Raw genomic sequence first — 17764 nt, 5'->3', positions numbered from 1 at the left:
GTAACTCACGAGGGAACCCTGGGTTTAACTATAGAGTGCGGTACGTTTTCTTTGTTTGTATCTTCAAATGATGGATCTAATTGAAATTCATCTTGGGCATTTGGAAATAATTTTATTATTTTCCTTAAAATACTAAGAGGAACTTGCGGCGTTACCTCTCTTAATGAGGTAAATCTGGTCACATTTGTTTTAAATACAGGTCTTTGTTGCCACGCACCTAACGCTTGATCTATATATGCATAAATACCACCTGGTGATACATGGCCTCGCAAGTCTGCGGCTCCACCTTGAAGAGCATCAATTAATAGGTTGGTAAAAACACCATAACCATTAATTTCTAAAGATGCCTCCTTTGCGCTACTTGCAGTTAATATAGTTATTCCTTCATTAATTTGCATTGCACCACAACCTTCAGTAGCATTTCCAAATGCACCAGAATGACAGCAATCCAAGATAATAATCTTATTTTTCACTTTCGAAGCATTGGCTAGTTTCAGTATTTCATCCATTGAAATACCTTCATCATATTGATCATGATCAGGGGTGACCAAATAGCCACCTAGCTCATTCAAAAAACCATGCCCAGAAAAATATAATAATGCAGTATCACTTTCTCCAGAAAATAATTCTGAGATCATGCCTTTTAATTTTGATTTGGTTTTTACATCAGTCTCTAGTCTTACATCAAAATTAGGAGCCCCGTCACCATGGGTTTCTAAAATAGATGTAAGTCCAGCTGCATCATTGATGCAGCCTTTTAGTGGTGCTGATGGGTAATCATTAATACCAACTACCAGCGCTTTTTTCATTTATTTTTACCTTCACCCATCATTTGAGTAATTGCACTTTCAATTCCGCTCCAATTCCAACTGATAGTTCGGTTTCTAGCTAGTCCTTTAGGCAAATTACTTTGCGTATTAGCACCATCAACATATATACCAAAAACAGGAACATTTTGACTTTTGGCCATTTCAATTTCTTTTCCAACACCAGTAGCACTCGCCATAGTTTTACCAGATAACACTATGACCATGTTACATTTATTAATTTTATCTTTAACGATACTTTCCCATTGAGATTGAGGCATAGCAGATTTTGCAGACCAATCTTCAATAGAAAATGGGGTTTTAGAGTTTTTACTTTGCCCAACAAAGAGAGTTTTTTCTGTTTCGTTATGATCGAAATCAAAACTGATAAAAGCGCGAGGATTTGCCATCTGAAGTTGCTCCATTATTATTACAGCTTACCATTAAGCCTACTTTTTATATGGGTATTGTTACTTTGAATTTCAATGATGTTATCTAATTTTCTTTAATTCTGTAGGATTAACCCATGGTATAACGCCGCAATAACACGTTTGTTACTGCACAAACCAGCCTGAATTTTAACGCCTTAAACACCAAAACCCAAGACAAACCTAGAATGCCGAATGTAGCAAATCGTGTTGATTGCTTTGTTATGCGCGACTTGACTAATTTGAATTTTATACCATAATCACTATATTATTTGGTATTTTATGGTTAAGGCAATGGCTAAAAACACAAGTATTACTTTAGGTGATCATTTTGAAGGCTTTATTAGCTCACAAATTCAATCTGGAAGATACGGCTCAACCAGTGAGGTTATTCGATCTGCATTACGTTTACTTGAAACACAAGAAACAAAATTGCATACATTACGTAACTCTCTTATTGAAGGAGAAGAAAGCGGGGTCGCTGATTACGATCTAGATTCATTTATTAATGAACTTGATAGCGAAAATTCAAAATGAAGCCATTCACATTAACGATTTCAGCAAAAAATGATCTTAAGGACGTAGCTATATTTACGGCTCGTCGTTGGGGAAAAGAGCAACGAAATATTTACCTTAAACAGTTTGATGATTCTTTTTGGTTGTTAGCGGAAAATCCAGATATAGGTAAAGGCTGTGATGAAATTAGGAATGGTTATCGAAAATTTCCCCAAGGTAGCCACGTAATATTTTACAAACAAACAGGTAGCCAACAAATACAGATAATTAGAATCCTGCACAAAAGCATGGACATCTCCCCTATTTTTGGCGCATAACGCTGGCATAACACGTTTATTACCATGCAGACCAACCTGAATTTAACCGCCTTAATCACAAAACCCAAGACAAACCCAGAACGCCGAATGTAATAAATCGTGTTGATGCGATTGTTGTGCGTGCTTACTTTTGGCTTGGCCAGCTTGGTAAAGAACTGCCCTGCCAAGATTTTCTAAGCCTAGATTCTAATTTACCGATGCCAATTAAGCGAACAAAATGTTCTTAAACTGCGAGATAAAGTGAATGGAAAACAGATACATTTCTTACACCATTTGAACGGTTTGGTTTCAGCAGATTTGGAACTGATAAACCAAATATCCTAACAACAATTGGGATTGAAAATGCTGCGAGCAAAACACTGATGCAGACTAAAATGAGGCATAACCAAAGAACAATTGAAGCGTAAAATAGCTTCTGAAACGCCTGAACTTAGGGAAATAAGGGCCAATTTGCCGAACCTAATAATAACGAAAACCAAAAGGCAATAAAGAAGAAAGGAACGCTTACTAAGCCGAAACTACGAAAGCCGCGATCCTTTTGATGAACCGTACAAAAAATTTCGGACTCAGTACGCACAACGCCTGCATAACACGTTTGCTACGATACAGACTTACCTCAATTTTAATGCCTTAATCACTGAAACTAAAGGCAAACTGACAATGCCGAGTGTAGCAAATCGTGTTGATGCATTTGTTATACCTGTACTACCCTTTGAGTATAATGCTCAAAAGCAACAACTTTATCGTAACCTTCAGATATATAAAGAGACTTAGCCTCTATATTATCAACAGAAGTAGCTAGTTTCACGGTTAGAGCCCCCGTTTCAATAGCAAACTGTTTTACGCGTTGAAGAAGTGACCGAGCAACACCTTGTTTTCGTGCTGATTCATTAACAAACAAATCATTGAGATACCACATTCGCTGCATTGAAACGGATGAAAAAGAAGGATAAAGTTGAACAAAACCCAGCGGCCGATCTTCACTCGAATAAGCAATAAAAATTACCGAATCAGCATTATTTAATCGTTCTAATATAAACTGTTGAGATTCAAATAAATTCTCTCGTTGTCCGTAAAACTGTCGATAAGCATCGAATAAAACCGAAATATCATCTAACTCACTAATTTTACATTCTATTATTTTCATTGAAATCTCCCTATTTCAGAAAAAGGTATAACGCCGCAATAACACGTGCGAACGACCGACTAACCAAACCAATTATACTCCAAACCGCGAATGCCAAATGTAAATAGCATCGTGTTGATTGCTTTGTTATACGAGCCTTGCTTTCGCTCCAATTAACTTGGTAAAGAACTGATTTACCAAGATTTACTGTAAACTGAGTTTAATTAGACTGGCTCAATTTAGCGAGCAAAATATCATTTCACCAACAATAACTGTGAAACGAAGCAATCCCTTTTTCTTACACCATTTGTACGATTTGGTTTCAGCCTATTTTGAGCTAATAAACCAAATATCCTCACCACAATTGGGATTGAGAATACTACGAGGAAAACACTGATTCAGGATAAAATGAGGCAAAACCATGAACAATTGAAGCGTGAATTGGTTTCTGAAACCCATGAATTTTTGGCAATAATGGTCAATTGCCGAATCTGATGAAATGAAGACTAAAAGGCAACAAAGAAAAAGGAAACTCACCCTACTTTCACACCTAAAAAACTAATGGCTCAATCGCTGAACTGAGCCAAAAAACTACGATCTTAGAGTTCGTGTAACGCCGCAATAACACGTTTATTACTACGACGACTTAGCTGAATTTTACTGCCTTAAACACCGAAACCAAAGGCAAATCTACAACGCCGAATGTAATAAATCGTGTTGATTGCTTTGTTAAACCGCAATGACACGCTATAATGACCGAATAATCAACCTAATTAGAGACTATTATGACTACTAGAATTTTAGCTGATGTTGCAGCAAGCATTACCGAGTTTAAAGCTAACCCAATGAAAGTGGCTTCAAGTGCTTATGGTGAAGCTGTTGCTGTATTAAACAGAAATGAGCCTGCATTTTATTGTGTACCAGCAGAAGCTTATGAGCTATTGATGGATCGAGTTGAAGATCTAGAACTATTATCTCTTGCCGCAGAACGAGAGAATGAAGAAACTATTTCGGTAAACATCCATGACTTATAAGTTAGATTTCAAAAAGAGCGCATATAAAGAATGGAATAAACTAGGTGCAACGCTTCGTGAGCAATTTAAGAAAAAGTTATTAGAACGCTTAGATAATCCTCACGTGCCAGCGTCAAAACTATCAGGCGCTGATAATTTATACAAAATTAAGCTACGACAATCTGGTTACAGGTTAGTATACAAAGTTGAGGATGACGTAATAATTGTCACTGTTTTAGCTGTTGGCAAAAGAGAACGCAGCGACGTATACAAAAAAGCGATGCACCGAATTTGACCATGGCGGTTTAACGCCTGCATAACACGTTTGCTACCATGCAAACTAAGCCTAAATTTACCACTTAATATAGTAAACTAAAAGAAACCTAGAATGCCGAGTGTAGCAAATCGTGTTGATGCATTTGTTAGCTGTATCTAGTAATACCATTTAACCTTGTGTGCTCCTTTATTTTTGAATAAATCCTGGAGTATTTCGGCCTTTTTTATACTTGCCTTGTCAGTCAGGGCTGCAATCGCAAGTGTTATAAAAGCGAATGAGATTAAAGATGCTAAAAACCATAATGCGCCATTAAACATACAGGGCGGGATCGCACTTTGTTAAAAAATATGATCTAATAGTGCCAAATCCATAATCACGCAGCCACTTTGAACTTAATCGAACACCTATCAGTCGTCCAAGATACCCGATCAGACATTAATCAGAAGCATGACCTTATTGACGTTATGTTCCTTGTAATTAGCGCTATCACATCGGGGTGTGAAGGCTGGCAAGATATTGAATTATTTGGAAAAGATAAATTAGATTGGTTGAGACAATACAGAGCATTCGAACATGGCATTCCACGCCGACATACAATAGCTCGTATTTTACGTTCAATTGTTGCTGAATCTTTGCTAGAAGCGTTAGCCCTTTGGATTAATGAACAACGCACGAGTCAAAACAAGCCGATTATAGCATTCGATGGAAAAGTGTTGCGTGGTTCATACCGAAATGACAAAAAAAACGCGTTACAATTGGTCACAGCCTACGATACTGAACGTGGTCTTGTATTGAGCCAAAAGCCGACAAAGAGCAAGAATGGCGAGATCAACGTTGTACGCCAAATGCTTGATGTTATTAACGTAAAAGACAGTGTCATCACCATTGACGCTCTGCATTGTCAGCGCGATACACTGGAGAAAATTGCAGAAAAAAAGGCTCACGTTGTTGTTCAAGTAAAGAACAATCAGCCCAAATTAAGAGCGGCTGTTGTTGACCAATTTCAAGCTGTCTTTGATGCAGGTAAAGAGAAAATAGTTACCGAAATCAAAGAGAAGCGCCATGGTCGCAGCGAAGAACGATACGTATTCCAGTTAAAGGCCAAGTTACCCGAAGAGCTTGCTAATAAATGGCCGACGGTACGAAGCATCATAGCGGTGGAACGGCACAGAGTGATCAATGGTAAAGGCAGCGTAGACACCTCATACTACATAAGCTCTATGTCTCCAAATCACAAATTATTAGGCCACTATATCCGTCAGCATTGGCGTATTGAAAACAGCCAACATTATGTTTTAGATGTTGTTTTTAAAGAAGATAGCTCGCGAATAACGTTAGATGGTGCAGTGGAGAATATAGCGTTATTTAGACGCTTTGTTATGAACATGCTGAAGCAATGCGATTGTGGGGCACCAAGCCAAAAAGTGAAGTTGAAGAAAGCTAGTTGGAATGATGATTATCGGGCTCGAATCTTCTTTGGGTTATAAATTAATCAAAGTATGCTCGCGCCCTGATTAAACATATAATATTTAGTTTCAAAAATTGAATCTATATTGAAATTTTTAATGACGTACAGCCCGAAAAATGCTCCAGTCATAGCAAATACCCAATATAATATATGAGCAACTATTGGCCTGAACAAACGTTCCACCTTTCTCCGCTTAGGGTTTTGATACTTATTTTTAAATATTAGAATACTATTATCCAATATAAGGTATTTCTTAGATGAACCATATAAATCAATAGCTAAGGTTGGGTTTGGAAGATTTAAAAGAGCTTCTATTGTCTTAAAATTAACGAGTAATTTAAAATGGCTTCTAAACATTTGTTCTGCGATTAAGCGACTAGCCCCATTTGAACTATCAGAAATTGATTTACATAATAACTCTAAGCTTTGTATTTTAAAGGTACGATTCGATGCTAATACATAATGAGCCAGTTTAAATAGTGGTAATAATGTCAACGTCGTCATAACTACTGTCGCGACAGCTGGGTATTCATTTAATAGTTCTTTCACGAGGTAAATACTCCTTTGATACAGCTAACGCCTGCATAACACGTTTGCTACTATGCAGACCTAGCTGAATTTTACTGCCTTAATCACTGAAACTAAAGGCAAACTGACAACGCCGAGTGTAGCAAATCGTGTTGATGCATTTGTTATGCAAATTCTACACAGCTAGTTAAGCGATAAAGGATGACTGTCAGAATTAAAGAAAGATACCTCTATTTTTGAGCCCGCAAAATATGCCTTAATACTACTAGCAAATGCAAGTTTATCCTCATCTTGCATGCCGCTATATACACTAACCGCTAATCTTGTAATGCTACTTGCCTTAATCGCTGATAAAATATGTTCATCGTATTCTTTATCTAATCCATGACCAAAAACGATTAAGCTGTCATTCATATCCATAAGTGATCCATAACAAAAGCTTAGATAATCATTTTCACGAATGCGTCTAAGTTTCATTTGAGACTTACCTTCTGATATAAATAAAGGAATAGTTTCCAAAGTCTTTTCACCAACAATTTGTTTAATTGAAGTTTCACCAGTAGCTCTAACTTTTTGAGTAACTCCTGACATATTAGTTCTCAAGTGTAGAGCACCATGCAAATAATAAATCGGTGACTTATTATCAAAAATTTTAGCATCACTAGCATCAAATGAAGAGACCGCTCCCCAAAAGTAATCGCAATAACCTATAAAATCATTTGCCATAATTGACCAATAAGGTATTAAATCATAATTCGTAGTGAATATTGCCTTATAACCTGTTAAAGCCTTCTCTATCTTTCTAACCGGCACATCCTCATAATCGACATGGGCTTTATTAACCGCTTCAATTAATGATTTACGTACATTATAGTAAAGGCTCTCGATTGCATCGATATTCCAAAAATTAACTAGATACGCATGATAAATTACACGTAAAACCTCTTCAAAGTTAACAGTATCAACTCTTCCTTTTTCAAATAAACCTCGCGCATGAGGATACATTCCAATCTGATTCTTATCCACAATTTCAAGCAAGGAGTCATATCTGAAATTGCGACTAATACCAATACTAAAACCATTTCCGAGTAAGAGATTAGCCCACTCTCCAGTTTCAATATCTTTCCAATCCTTAATCATAAATACTTACCTTTTTAATTTGCATAACGCCTGCATAACACGTTTGCTACTATGCAAATTAAGCTCAAATTTACCACTTAATACAGTAAACTCAAAGAAACCTAGAATGCCGAATGTAGCAAATCGTGTTGATGCATTTGTTATACGATTTTTAATAATCGACAATCTCAATTAAATAACTATTTTCCTTTAACTTAGCTCGTTTAATGATCATGTCCGGATTGACAGATTTACCTATACCTGTAACCAATTTTTGTTGGTCTTCTGGCATTTTATCACCAATAATTATTTCGCATAACGAACTTACGCTATAGCCATGTAAATTACTGTCTGACATCGAAAGAATTCTAAATTCATTTTCATAACGCCATGACTCCGATTTACTAGCAATTGTACCAACCACATAATCAATATAATTTAACTCTGATACGCCAAGCATCGCTGGAGATTCAATGAATTCATTTATATCGATAATATTAGGTGTATTTTGGTAACTCACTTTTACGGGTCTAATAACTCGGTCTGAAGCTTTATGAATATCAGCTTGCAGTTTTTGGCTATCAAAAACTAAGCAAAAGCCTCTTAACCCATCAGCATAGTGAGACCACATTAAGTTGTCAGTTATAGGGTCACAATCATTATCAGATAATGATAATGAAATAACTTTCGAGAGCTGAATTAATTTTAAAACTATATCAAATTCTGACTTAGCTAATTTTGACAAAAAATCAGGATGAGAAACGTCCAAATGTTCTAAACCCAGTTCTTTTTGTTTTTGCTTCCTTTCTTCTGGATTGATGTCTTCGTTATCTTTCCATTCAACTAAATTTTCCCAAAGCTTGTAACTCGTATCAGAAATTGACTGTTCAAGAACAAATACTCCTTCAAATGGATCGTTAAAAGAACCTATATCCGAGAACCAAAGTTGAGAGTTTGCTAATGCTGATAGACTATATGTATCAACAGCTCTAAATTTATATAATTTTGAAATTTTAACTATCCTCTAAATCGTATAACGCCTGCATAACACGTTTGCTACGATACAGACTTAGCTGAATTTTACCGCCTTAATCACTGAAACTAAAGGCAAACTGACAATGCCGAGTGTAGTAAATCGTGTTGATGCATTTGTTACACCTCGTTTTGAAATTTGATTAAATTCATTGGGTAATAACAAATACACTTTTCATCAGAAGAATAATAGGCTTGATAAAAGCAAAAATCATCGCGTTTACTCTCTCTACATTTTTCTTCTATGATCTTAAGGATTTTTAATTTATCTTCTTTACTAGTTTTAATTCCAAAAATAATTCCCTTAAGAGATTTAAATTCATAATTTAAAGACCGATCTTTAGGCTCAGAAAAACTGTCAAATGAATTTTCTAAAATTAGTCGATATTCATGTTCATAAGACCAATCTTGAGACTTGATAGCAATATCTCGATAGAAATTGTTCCAATAGTTATCTCTCCATTTATCTTCGGAATCCATCATATTATCCGCACATTTACTTATTTCACCATCTAATGAATACCACATTGATTGAATCGTAAATGTAGGCAAACGTCCAAGCATGCGAAAGAAATCAATTTCACCATAACCTTCTACATAATTTATAGGGTAAAACTCCCGCTTACTAAACCCATATGTTGGACCGTCAACTGAAGAATAACCATTTCTTCCTTTCAAATTTAAAAAATTTTTATTATCAATATTTTCTGAAGAAAATATGAGGCACGCACCTGAGTGATTATCACCATAGTGTCCCCATACAGATGAACTTTTACATTCGGACATAAAACAGGCCGTGTACCACTCAGGGAAAACTAATGTTTCAAGTTGTTCTATATATGCATCGGGAAAATCAACTAGGACTAAGTTTTTGTTCTTTGTGCTTTGATTAAATATACCATTATATGTATGGATTAAATCCATTTGATAAAAGGTACTTCTTTGTGCAGAAAATAAAGCATTAACTACCTTGTCTCCATCAATTGATTCTTTTAAACTTTTTTCTAATTGACCAATAAAATCAGTATCAATTAAATTTTTAATTGCTTTATCAGAAGAAGTTGCTTGCTTTTCTCTTTTTGGTATTAAATTGTTACTTTCATACACGTTAAATATTATATCGAGAGCAAATTGATGCACATTATTGAGGTAAAAGAATAATTCATTTTTTCTAATTGGCGTTGTTCTATTTGAAATATCTTCAATTAACTTCAAAACATTTTTGTTATCAAAAAAATCATTTACCATTTTTTCAAATAATATTTTATATTCTAATGTTGGAAATAGTGCATCATTTGAGAGTACTAAAATGTCTTGTTTAGATATTGGATGCTCTTCACCCGAAATTAAAAGTAAAGAACTTAACTTTTCTAGGCATAGAAGATAATGTTTGAATAGATTACGCCACACAATATAATCACCACTCCAATACATATCCCTAAACCCTTCCATAGGATCATTTAATGATTCTGGATCTGCAAAATAAATACTTTGATTTTCTAACTCTTGAAACTCCCCTAACAAACTACTAATTTTTCTAAATCTATAAAACTCATTACTCATATTTATTTCCTTCGCTTAGAGGTGTAACGCCTGCATAACACGTTTGCTACGATACAGACCTAGCTGAATTTTACTGCCTTAATCACTGAAACTAAAGGCAAACCGACAACGCCGAATGTAGCAAATCGTGTTGATGCATTTGTTATAAGCACATTCTCACACGGTTCATATGAACAAATTGAGCATCTTCTGATGTTACTTGGAAACCAAATTTACGATATAAACCGCCTACTCGATTGCCTTGCAAATAACACAATTTCACTGGTTTATTCTCGCTATCAGCAAACTCTAAACATTGGCTTAAAACCTGACTTCCTATTCCTTTCCCGTGAAAGCTTGGTAATAAAAAGAAACGGCAAAAATAGAAATGGTCGCCTTTGTTTTGAAGTAAATAGCTACCTACGGCTTCAGGGTCCACGCATGAGTTGCTAAAATGTTAAATTACAGCTAAGTGCCAAATAATACCATCTCTCTAAAGTCTGTATTAAGTGCACATTTCAACTGCCGTTTCTTTAACGTTCCTTTTAAATCCACCAATTTTATGAAGTTCATACACATCTGGCGGATCCTAGATAAATTCTCTGCAGCATGCTGATACATTATCTTACTGTCGTCTTCTTTCATTACGCTATCCAACCACCAATGCATACTTTCTACACCCCAATGGCCTCGGCATAATTTACCAAACTCTTCTGCTGATAATTTCTTAGATGATATGAAATATCTAATACCTAAAGACCCTGAGTTACTTTTGTTATGTTTATTATAAGTCACTGCTATACATAAACTTTCTAGACCGTCCCAATCAACAGAGAAGTCTCCAAATGCTTCTGTAAATGGCACAACATAATAAGACCTAACCATTTTTCTTCCGCGCTTACCGACTTCTTCCGTTTCAAATTTATCACACTCTAAATGAGCAAGTTGAGCAAAAGAAAATTTATTTAAAAACATATTACGTAAGCGTTCTTGGTTACCTTTCACTGCTAATAAGTAATCACCTTCTCTATTAACAATATCTGCTGCAATTGTTCTCTGACAGCCCATTGCATCAAGACTAATAATTCTGTTTTTAACTTTAATTAGCTTTAGTATTTCAGGAATTGTCGTTATTTCATTGCTTTTGGAATCTGTTTTTAATTGGCCTAAAACCAAGCCTGTATCAACAGAATAAGCATTTACCATATGAGTTAAGCATTTGTTTTTACTATAGTCATATGTTCCTCTTAATGATTTCCCATCAATCGCTACATGAGTCGTATCTAATGATTTTTCATGCTGAATATCATTGCACCACCGTGTAAAACAAATTGAAAATTCATCGGGGTCAACCAAACTAACTATTCGAGCAATGGTATCGTGACTCGGTACTCCATGAGAGTAATCGCTAAATTTTCTAAACCACGTTAAATTCTCTTCACCAAAGGTATCTATCTCGTCCCAGGTCTTCATTCCACACAACATTGCGGTAACCACTTGGAACATGACTTCAAAGAAATTATACGTCGATTTTCTCGACTGACGTGTATCGCTTAATATGTTAAAATGGTCTTTAAAATCGTCGTAATTCATTATTTTGTCTTCTTCTGTTTTGTTAACAGTATAAGATCATTTCTAAACTTCGAATTCAAGCTATTTTAAAAAATTATATCCCGAAATATTAGAAATCACTGCGTAAATAACATGCGCGGACCCTGCCTACGGCTTCACCTGACATTTCAATGATGGTTGGTTTTTCCTCATCCCATTCATCTTGATGCATTTCACGTTGGATTTTATCGTCCCAACCAAACACAGCTTTAATTGGCTCAAATTCAGCCGCCTTTTTAAGTTCAAATAAGAACTCAAAATCACTATCTTTCGCTAAACGCGTAGAAAATTTCAAACCTTTACCTCTGGCTCAAATAACCTTAATAAATCGGTGCTTATAACGCCTGCATAACACGTTTACTACTATGCAATTATACTCAAAATTGACGCCTTAAAACGAGAAACACCCGACAACCTGAGATGCCGAGTGTAGTAAATCGTGTTGATGCGATTGTTAGGTTTATTTTGTCAGCATCAGTTATACCGACCTAATTCACCAATAATTTTACTTGCTTGACCTTTTAAGCGTATTAATGACTCATAAGCTTCGTTTACCTTTGCTGTTTCACCATGCAGTGGTATTGATAATGTATTTAATATAATTTTTTCACGATTATACGCGGCAGGGTGAGATCGTGAACGTTTTTTAGTCAATTTAAAGATCGATTTGACGATCACATTTAGTTGTGATCATATACTCCCTTTTTAGGGAGAGCATCATGCATATTGACCATTTTAAAGAGCATTTTCACACTGTTACTGACCAACGCCAAAGTGCGAAGACCACTTATTGTCTGTTTGAGGTTCTATTTGGCTCTTTATGCTCTGTAATCGCAGGAGCTAAAGGGTGGTTCGATATTCGTGAATATATTCTTGGGCATCATGACTGGTTTAAACTCAATGGATTGTTTTTAAATGAAATTCCTGCTGATGATACTATTGCACGCATCATATCTACTATCGAGCCTAAGCAGTTTCAAGAATGCTTTATTAATTGGATGTCTTCAATTCATACACTAACGAAAGGTCAAGTGATTGCTATTGATGGAAAAACACTTCGAGGCTCCTACAATCGTGAAGATAGAGCCAGTACCATCCATATGATCAGTGCCTACGCTTCATCAAATAAACTCGTGCTGGGGCAGTTAAAGACCGAACAAAAAAGTAATGAAATTACGGCAATACCAGAACTAATACAGATGCTCGACATAAAGGGAGCATTGATAACTATCGATGCAATGGCATGTCAAACCAAGATAGCAAAAGTCATTACTGACAAAGGCGGAGACTACTTACTTGCAGTAAAAAGTAACCAAGGAAAGCTTCGTAAAGCAATAGAAAAAGCATTTTCAAAAGAGCGAGCAAACATGGCAGATACTGTTGTTTTTGAAGAAAGTCATGGACGCATCGAATCACGTCAATGTTATGTATTAGGGAGTAACAAGCTTGAGGGTGACTTCAGTCGTTGGGTTAGCCTAAAAAGCATAGTAATGATTGAAAACTTTCGTTTTGAGAAAGGAAAGAAGCTAGATTTAGAGTACCGTTACTACATTAGCTCAAAGGAGCTGAGTGCAGAGCAGGCTGCTAATGCGGTTAGAGAGCATTGGGGTATTGAATCTATGCATTGGGTACTTGATGTTAGTATGAATGAAGATGCGTGTCAGATATACAAGGGGCATGGTTCAGAAAACGTAGCCTGCTTGCGCCATATGAGTCTGAATATGCTTCGAGAAGAGCCGACTAAACTCAGTATTGTCGGAAAGCAGAAACGCTGCATGATGAATACCTCTATGTTAGAGGCAGTATTAAACGCTGGTTTTAATAGTATGGCTAAAAACTAAACACTCATGCGGTCGCCCTGTTATACGCGGCCACACTATTCCCGATTTTATCGTTTAATGAATATGCTAAAGTCTCAATATAAACAACGTCACCTTGTGATGAACAGTCTAATTCTACTTTTTGCTGATTTAAGGCTCCTGCATAAACAGCTTGTGCCATTTTTAGATCTAATTTCAAATAGCAAAGAATTGGTTCGACTACATACTGTGACTTGAATTCATCCTTGTATTTTTGTCCTTGCATTTTTATTGAGTATCTAAAATCCAATTGCTTAGTCAGCACTCCAATAAGTAAGCCCAATGAAGTCGTTATCGCGCCAACTATCACACCACTATTTTCAGATAAAAAATTTTCTAGATCCAACACTAACCACCTATAAGTATCCAAACGATTAAGAGTAAATAACTTTAATTATTTAATATGTCTTCAAGTAAGGCTTTCGCACTATTTGAAGGATAGCGGTCAAAGATTAAGTGTCCATTTGGAAACTCATAAACACCTACCTCCTTAAGAGACAGATTATTATTTCTAGCATATAAGCACGCTCGTTTAATATTATTATTCTCACGTTGCTTACTTTTACGTAAATCTTTAAGTATCGAACCAGTTTCAGTATTCATTTAACTCTCATTTTTAGATTTTAAACCTAACGCCGCAATAACACGTGCGAACGACTTACTTACCAAACAAATTATACTCTAAACCGCGAATGCCGAGTGTAATTAGCATCGTGTTGATTGCTTTGTTATACGAATTTCTCAACAGATAAAGTGACTAACTTCTCATCATTATAAATTACTACTGAATCATCAATTTCCATTCCTAATTTTTCAAGGATTTTAATTGATGGGATATTATCTTTTACTGCCACACCATATATCTTCTGATGATTACCCAACCCAAATGTAAACCTCAAAACAGCGTTAGCAGCTTCATATGCATAACCCTTTCCTTGAGCGTTTTTCATAAAGCCATATCGAATATCACTACATTCAACATTTGGCGAGGTTTCTACACCAACATAACCAAGCTTAACCTCTGGATTAACTTTTGAATAAACAATAAAAGAACCAAAACCCAGCTTCCAGTGTTCAATTCTTTTAGCTACATGCTGAAAGATTTCATCATCATTATAAGGTGCAGATTTTGGAAGATATTGGCTCATCAATGGGCAAGACATGATTTGCTTATAGATATCAATATCCTCAATCATTACTGGTTTTAGTATTAGCAGGGCGAGAGCGTGAATGGCTAACTTTTGTTCATTAAAATATTAACCTGACGTTTTGCATAAGTAACCGAGTTCAATAGAGTTGAGATACTATTAAATTTTACTTAATAATAACGTTACAAATTGACAAAGAATTACATTCTCAACAAAATTTCAACTCACGCTCTTACCCTGTTAGTATTAGCCGTTCTGTCTCGATCATCCTTGTATCCACCTTATTCGTATAACGCCTGCATAACACGTTTGCTACTATGCAAACCAAGCTGAATTTTAACGCCTTAATCACTGAAACTAAAGGCAAACTGACAACGCCGAGTGTAGCAAATCGTGTTGATGCATTTGTTACACGATCTTTGTCAACGCTTCACTTTAATTGGTAAAGAATTGATTTACCAAGATTTACTGTAAACTGAGTTTAATTAGACTGGCTCAATTTAGCGAGCAAAATATCATTTCAACGACAATAACTGTGAAACGAAACAATCCCTTTTTCTTACACCATTTGTACGATTTGGTTTCAGCCAGTTTGGAACGGAGAAACCAAATATCCCAACAACAATTGGGATTGATAATGCTGAGAAGAAAACACTGATGCAGACTAAAATGAGGCAAGGCCATGAACAATTGAAGCCTGAATTGGTTTCTGAAATCCATGAACTTTTGGCAATAATGGTCAATTGCCGAACCTGATAAAACGAATATTAAAAGGCAACAAAGAAAAAGGAAACCCACCGTACTTTCACGACTAAAAAACTAGTGGCTCAATCGCTGAACTGAGCCAAAAAACTGCGATCTTAGAGTTCGTGTAACGCCTGCATAACACGTTTGCTACGATACAGACCTAATTGAATTTTACTGCCTTAATCACTGAAACTAAAGGCAAACTGACAACGCCGAGTGTAGCAAATCGTGTTGATGCATTTGTTATGTTTCGCCCTACAACGACTGACCAACTTCCCAAACGCACGCTACACAAGATACAGGTTTTACATACCTACTTTGTTTAGTATCGAACGTTACTTTATGAAGTGGCTTTACTTGATAATTAGGTAAACATTCAATATATGCTTGACGACCATCATCAGGTAATTGATGGTTAAATACGTCGACTAGAGCACAGAATAATCTTATACACTTTTCTTCTTTGAGCCGACCAAGTTTTTCAATATCGTTTTGATATGCTATCGTTGTATCTCGCAACTTAAATTCAATTGCTATGGTATAACCAGAATCCAATTTAAAAACTAAATCAGTTGGTCCGCCATTTTTAAGATCGCATTCCCTACACCATTCAACTGTCGTTTCACCAAAGATACTCTTTGATTCTTTGATAATTGCCTTACCGCATTCATATGCAAAAGCTAACTCAGGCATATGAAATATACCTTCCTGTGAAATATCAGATAGTTCTTTATTTTCACTCTCAGCCACAGAGCAGATTATCTGAGCGATACGATTAATATCCATATTTTCCCTTTAGAAACATAACGCCTGCATAACACGTTTGCTACGATATAGACCTAGCTGAATTTTAATGCCTTAATCACTGAAATTAAAGGCAAACTGACAACGCCGAGTGTGGCAAATCGTGTTGATGCATTTGTTATGTCACGACTAAAAGTTGGGTACATATTCTCCATCTGGGTATGGTAAATATGAATTAACAAAGCGCATAAGCAATAAATACTTTTCAACTGAATCATAAAACTCGTCTTTACTTCCAATTGGACGATCTTTATACGCGTGAATAGCATTACGCCTCTGTTGAACAAGTTCAATATATTGGTACCATTCTTTATTAAACAACTCTTTTTTTCTTATGAACTGTTTCAACTTCTCCAAAGTCATCGAATCTGGGTCGACTTGCTTTCCTTTGTTCGAGGTTTTATCAATATCATTTAAATAATCTTTATAAAAGACACTCAAAAATAATTTAAGTGTTCCCTCAATTAAAGCACCTAGATTGGCCCATGCAAGAATTAATTGACCATCATAACAGTCTGGTTCAAACTCCCACTTTAATAAAGTTTTAGAAAGCGATACCTGCCAATCTAAACGTGATTTTGACATTAAATCAGCGGCTTCTTTAGGTGCCCATCCATGGCTATTACTCCAAAATACTGCTAATTGCTCGTTACCCGAGATTATACTCTTAACATTTAACTCAAACATTTTGATCCTTAGTGACATAACGCCTGCATAACACGTTTACTACTATACAGATCAAGCTGAATTTTACCGCCATAAACACCGAAACTAAAGACAAACCTACAATGCCGAATGTAGTAAATCGTGTTGATGCGATTGTTATGGCGCAACTTGCGACAACCGTAGCAATATACTACAATAATGAAAATCAACTTTAAATAGGATACTTACAATGGCTACAGCAAGCATCAGATTAGACCAAGACCTTGTGCAAAAAGCTACTATTATGGCTAAAGCATTCAGTCGCACCGCACCAAAACAAATTGAACACTGGGCTAAAATTGGTGAAATGATGGAAGATAACCCAGAACTATCATATGAGTTTGTAAAACAAGCAATTATTGCCAAAGCTGAAAAAGAAACAGGAAAATTGGAGAGCTATAGTTTTGGCTAATATAACTCAAATTTTACAGACACCTACATTTAAGAAAGCAGTAAAAAAGTTACATAAAAATCAAAAGACGGATCTTGATAATGCAATTAAAGAATTAATGAAAGAGCCATTATTAGGAGAGCAAAAAAAAGGTGACTTGTCATTTTTACGTGTCCATAAATTCAAAATGGTTAAGCAATTAACACTGCTTGGTTACAGTTACGAAGATGGCACGGTCACCCTTGAGCTAATGGCATTAGGATCTCATGAAAATTTTTACCGTGATGTTAAAAATATCTTCTGAGCCATAACGCCTGCATAACACGT

The 17764-nt window shown here is 35.8% G+C and carries 22 protein-coding genes and 2 pseudogenes; 8 read left to right on the top strand and 16 right to left on the bottom strand.

What is annotated here, in order from left to right; genetic code table 11:
- Positions 1 to 5 precede the first annotated feature (5 nt).
- Together AC2IP4_RS19165 and AC2IP4_RS19160 are read right to left on the bottom strand one after the other, a co-directional pair.
- Positions 6 to 809, bottom strand: a complete 804-nt coding sequence (locus AC2IP4_RS19165; RefSeq protein WP_486310881.1) for a caspase family protein — start codon at positions 807 to 809, stop codon at positions 6 to 8.
- Positions 806 to 1216, bottom strand: coding sequence for a TIR domain-containing protein (locus AC2IP4_RS19160; protein WP_486310880.1), 411 nt, complete (start codon positions 1214 to 1216; stop codon positions 806 to 808). The genes AC2IP4_RS19165 and AC2IP4_RS19160 overlap by 4 nt, the downstream gene beginning before the upstream one ends.
- A 312-nt stretch (positions 1217 to 1528) precedes the next feature.
- Here AC2IP4_RS19160 and AC2IP4_RS19155 point away from each other — a divergent pair, with 312 nt between their 5' ends.
- Together AC2IP4_RS19155 and AC2IP4_RS19150 are read left to right on the top strand one after the other, a co-directional pair.
- Positions 1529 to 1771 (top strand): type II toxin-antitoxin system ParD family antitoxin, encoded by a 243-nt coding sequence (locus AC2IP4_RS19155; RefSeq protein ID WP_017019247.1) that lies wholly within the window; start codon positions 1529 to 1531, stop codon positions 1769 to 1771.
- Positions 1768 to 2067, top strand: coding sequence for a type II toxin-antitoxin system RelE/ParE family toxin (locus tag AC2IP4_RS19150; RefSeq protein ID WP_017019248.1), 300 nt, complete (start codon positions 1768 to 1770; stop codon positions 2065 to 2067). Before AC2IP4_RS19155 ends, AC2IP4_RS19150 begins: the two co-directional genes overlap by 4 nt.
- 694 nt (positions 2068 to 2761) lie before the next feature.
- Here the strand turns inward: AC2IP4_RS19150 and AC2IP4_RS19145 are convergent.
- Complete coding sequence (locus tag AC2IP4_RS19145; RefSeq protein ID WP_486310879.1) at positions 2762 to 3214, bottom strand: GNAT family N-acetyltransferase; 453 nt, start codon at positions 3212 to 3214, stop codon at positions 2762 to 2764.
- 764 nt (positions 3215 to 3978) lie between these two features.
- On the opposite strand from AC2IP4_RS19145, the gene AC2IP4_RS19140 reads away from it, so the two are divergent.
- The 3 genes from AC2IP4_RS19140 to AC2IP4_RS19130 all read left to right on the top strand — a co-directional run bounded on the left by AC2IP4_RS19140 (position 3979) and on the right by AC2IP4_RS19130 (position 5970).
- Complete coding sequence (locus AC2IP4_RS19140; protein ID WP_045103969.1) at positions 3979 to 4227, top strand: type II toxin-antitoxin system Phd/YefM family antitoxin; 249 nt, start codon at positions 3979 to 3981, stop codon at positions 4225 to 4227.
- Positions 4217 to 4501: a type II toxin-antitoxin system RelE family toxin gene (locus tag AC2IP4_RS19135; RefSeq protein ID WP_012535033.1), complete on the top strand. Its 285-nt coding sequence runs from the start codon at positions 4217 to 4219 to the stop codon at positions 4499 to 4501. Before AC2IP4_RS19140 ends, AC2IP4_RS19135 begins: the two co-directional genes overlap by 11 nt.
- A gap of 368 nt (positions 4502 to 4869) precedes the next feature.
- Positions 4870 to 5970 carry an ISAs1 family transposase gene (locus tag AC2IP4_RS19130; RefSeq protein WP_486310151.1) on the top strand — a complete coding sequence of 367 codons (1101 nt, stop codon included), beginning with the start codon at positions 4870 to 4872 and terminating at the stop codon, positions 5968 to 5970.
- 5 nt (positions 5971 to 5975) lie between these two features.
- On the opposite strand, the gene AC2IP4_RS19125 is transcribed toward AC2IP4_RS19130, so the two are convergent.
- The 8 genes and pseudogenes from AC2IP4_RS19125 to AC2IP4_RS19090 all read right to left on the bottom strand — a co-directional run bounded on the left by AC2IP4_RS19125 (position 5976) and on the right by AC2IP4_RS19090 (position 12437).
- Positions 5976 to 6500 (bottom strand): hypothetical protein, encoded by a 525-nt coding sequence (locus tag AC2IP4_RS19125; RefSeq protein WP_486310878.1) that lies wholly within the window; start codon positions 6498 to 6500, stop codon positions 5976 to 5978.
- A gap of 162 nt (positions 6501 to 6662) precedes the next feature.
- On the bottom strand, positions 6663 to 7619 hold the full coding sequence (locus AC2IP4_RS19120) for a DUF4917 family protein (protein WP_486310877.1): 957 nt from the start codon (positions 7617 to 7619) through the stop codon (positions 6663 to 6665).
- A 151-nt stretch (positions 7620 to 7770) separates the two neighbouring features.
- A complete protein-coding gene (locus AC2IP4_RS19115) occupies positions 7771 to 8367 on the bottom strand; it encodes a DUF2971 domain-containing protein (RefSeq protein WP_155654025.1) in 597 nt (198 codons plus the stop codon).
- 383 nt (positions 8368 to 8750) lie between these two features.
- Positions 8751 to 10193, bottom strand: coding sequence for a DUF2971 domain-containing protein (locus AC2IP4_RS19110; RefSeq protein WP_486310876.1), 1443 nt, complete (start codon positions 10191 to 10193; stop codon positions 8751 to 8753).
- Between the two features lie 142 nt (positions 10194 to 10335).
- Positions 10336 to 10602 (bottom strand): annotated as a pseudogene (locus AC2IP4_RS19105) (GNAT family N-acetyltransferase); the annotation flags it as partial.
- A gap of 38 nt (positions 10603 to 10640) precedes the next feature.
- Positions 10641 to 11765 carry an ISAs1 family transposase gene (locus AC2IP4_RS19100; protein ID WP_486310362.1) on the bottom strand — a complete coding sequence of 375 codons (1125 nt, stop codon included), beginning with the start codon at positions 11763 to 11765 and terminating at the stop codon, positions 10641 to 10643.
- Positions 11766 to 11883: 118 nt separating this feature from the next.
- Positions 11884 to 12078: pseudogene (locus AC2IP4_RS19095) on the bottom strand (GNAT family N-acetyltransferase); the annotation flags it as partial.
- A gap of 179 nt (positions 12079 to 12257) precedes the next feature.
- Positions 12258 to 12437 (bottom strand): hypothetical protein, encoded by a 180-nt coding sequence (locus AC2IP4_RS19090; RefSeq protein WP_486310875.1) that lies wholly within the window; start codon positions 12435 to 12437, stop codon positions 12258 to 12260.
- A 65-nt stretch (positions 12438 to 12502) separates the two neighbouring features.
- Here AC2IP4_RS19090 and AC2IP4_RS19085 point away from each other — a divergent pair, with 65 nt between their 5' ends.
- Complete coding sequence (locus AC2IP4_RS19085; RefSeq protein WP_486310649.1) at positions 12503 to 13624, top strand: ISAs1 family transposase; 1122 nt, start codon at positions 12503 to 12505, stop codon at positions 13622 to 13624.
- Positions 13625 to 13628: 4 nt separating this feature from the next.
- On the opposite strand, the gene AC2IP4_RS19080 is transcribed toward AC2IP4_RS19085, so the two are convergent.
- The 5 genes from AC2IP4_RS19080 to AC2IP4_RS19060 all read right to left on the bottom strand — a co-directional run bounded on the left by AC2IP4_RS19080 (position 13629) and on the right by AC2IP4_RS19060 (position 17028).
- Complete coding sequence (locus tag AC2IP4_RS19080) at positions 13629 to 13991, bottom strand: hypothetical protein (protein WP_486310874.1); 363 nt, start codon at positions 13989 to 13991, stop codon at positions 13629 to 13631.
- Between the two features lie 41 nt (positions 13992 to 14032).
- Positions 14033 to 14245 carry a hypothetical protein gene (locus AC2IP4_RS19075; protein ID WP_486310873.1) on the bottom strand — a complete coding sequence of 71 codons (213 nt, stop codon included), beginning with the start codon at positions 14243 to 14245 and terminating at the stop codon, positions 14033 to 14035.
- 125 nt (positions 14246 to 14370) lie between these two features.
- Positions 14371 to 14853: a GNAT family N-acetyltransferase gene (locus AC2IP4_RS19070; RefSeq protein WP_486311208.1), complete on the bottom strand. Its 483-nt coding sequence runs from the start codon at positions 14851 to 14853 to the stop codon at positions 14371 to 14373.
- Between the two features lie 939 nt (positions 14854 to 15792).
- Positions 15793 to 16323, bottom strand: a complete 531-nt coding sequence (locus AC2IP4_RS19065) for a hypothetical protein (RefSeq protein ID WP_486310872.1) — start codon at positions 16321 to 16323, stop codon at positions 15793 to 15795.
- A gap of 147 nt (positions 16324 to 16470) precedes the next feature.
- Positions 16471 to 17028, bottom strand: a complete 558-nt coding sequence (locus tag AC2IP4_RS19060) for a hypothetical protein (RefSeq protein WP_486310871.1) — start codon at positions 17026 to 17028, stop codon at positions 16471 to 16473.
- Between the two features lie 208 nt (positions 17029 to 17236).
- Between AC2IP4_RS19060 and AC2IP4_RS19055 the strand changes: the two genes are divergently transcribed.
- Complete coding sequence (locus tag AC2IP4_RS19055) at positions 17237 to 17458, top strand: TA system antitoxin ParD family protein (RefSeq protein WP_105055931.1); 222 nt, start codon at positions 17237 to 17239, stop codon at positions 17456 to 17458.
- Positions 17451 to 17741: a type II toxin-antitoxin system RelE/ParE family toxin gene (locus AC2IP4_RS19050; protein WP_045103942.1), complete on the top strand. Its 291-nt coding sequence runs from the start codon at positions 17451 to 17453 to the stop codon at positions 17739 to 17741. The genes AC2IP4_RS19055 and AC2IP4_RS19050 overlap by 8 nt, the downstream gene beginning before the upstream one ends.
- Positions 17742 to 17764 lie beyond the last annotated feature (23 nt).

The organism is Aliivibrio thorii (assembly GCF_057368585.1).
Note: the sequence above shows the minus strand (reverse complement) of the source record. Positions and strands in the feature narration are given on the sequence as shown.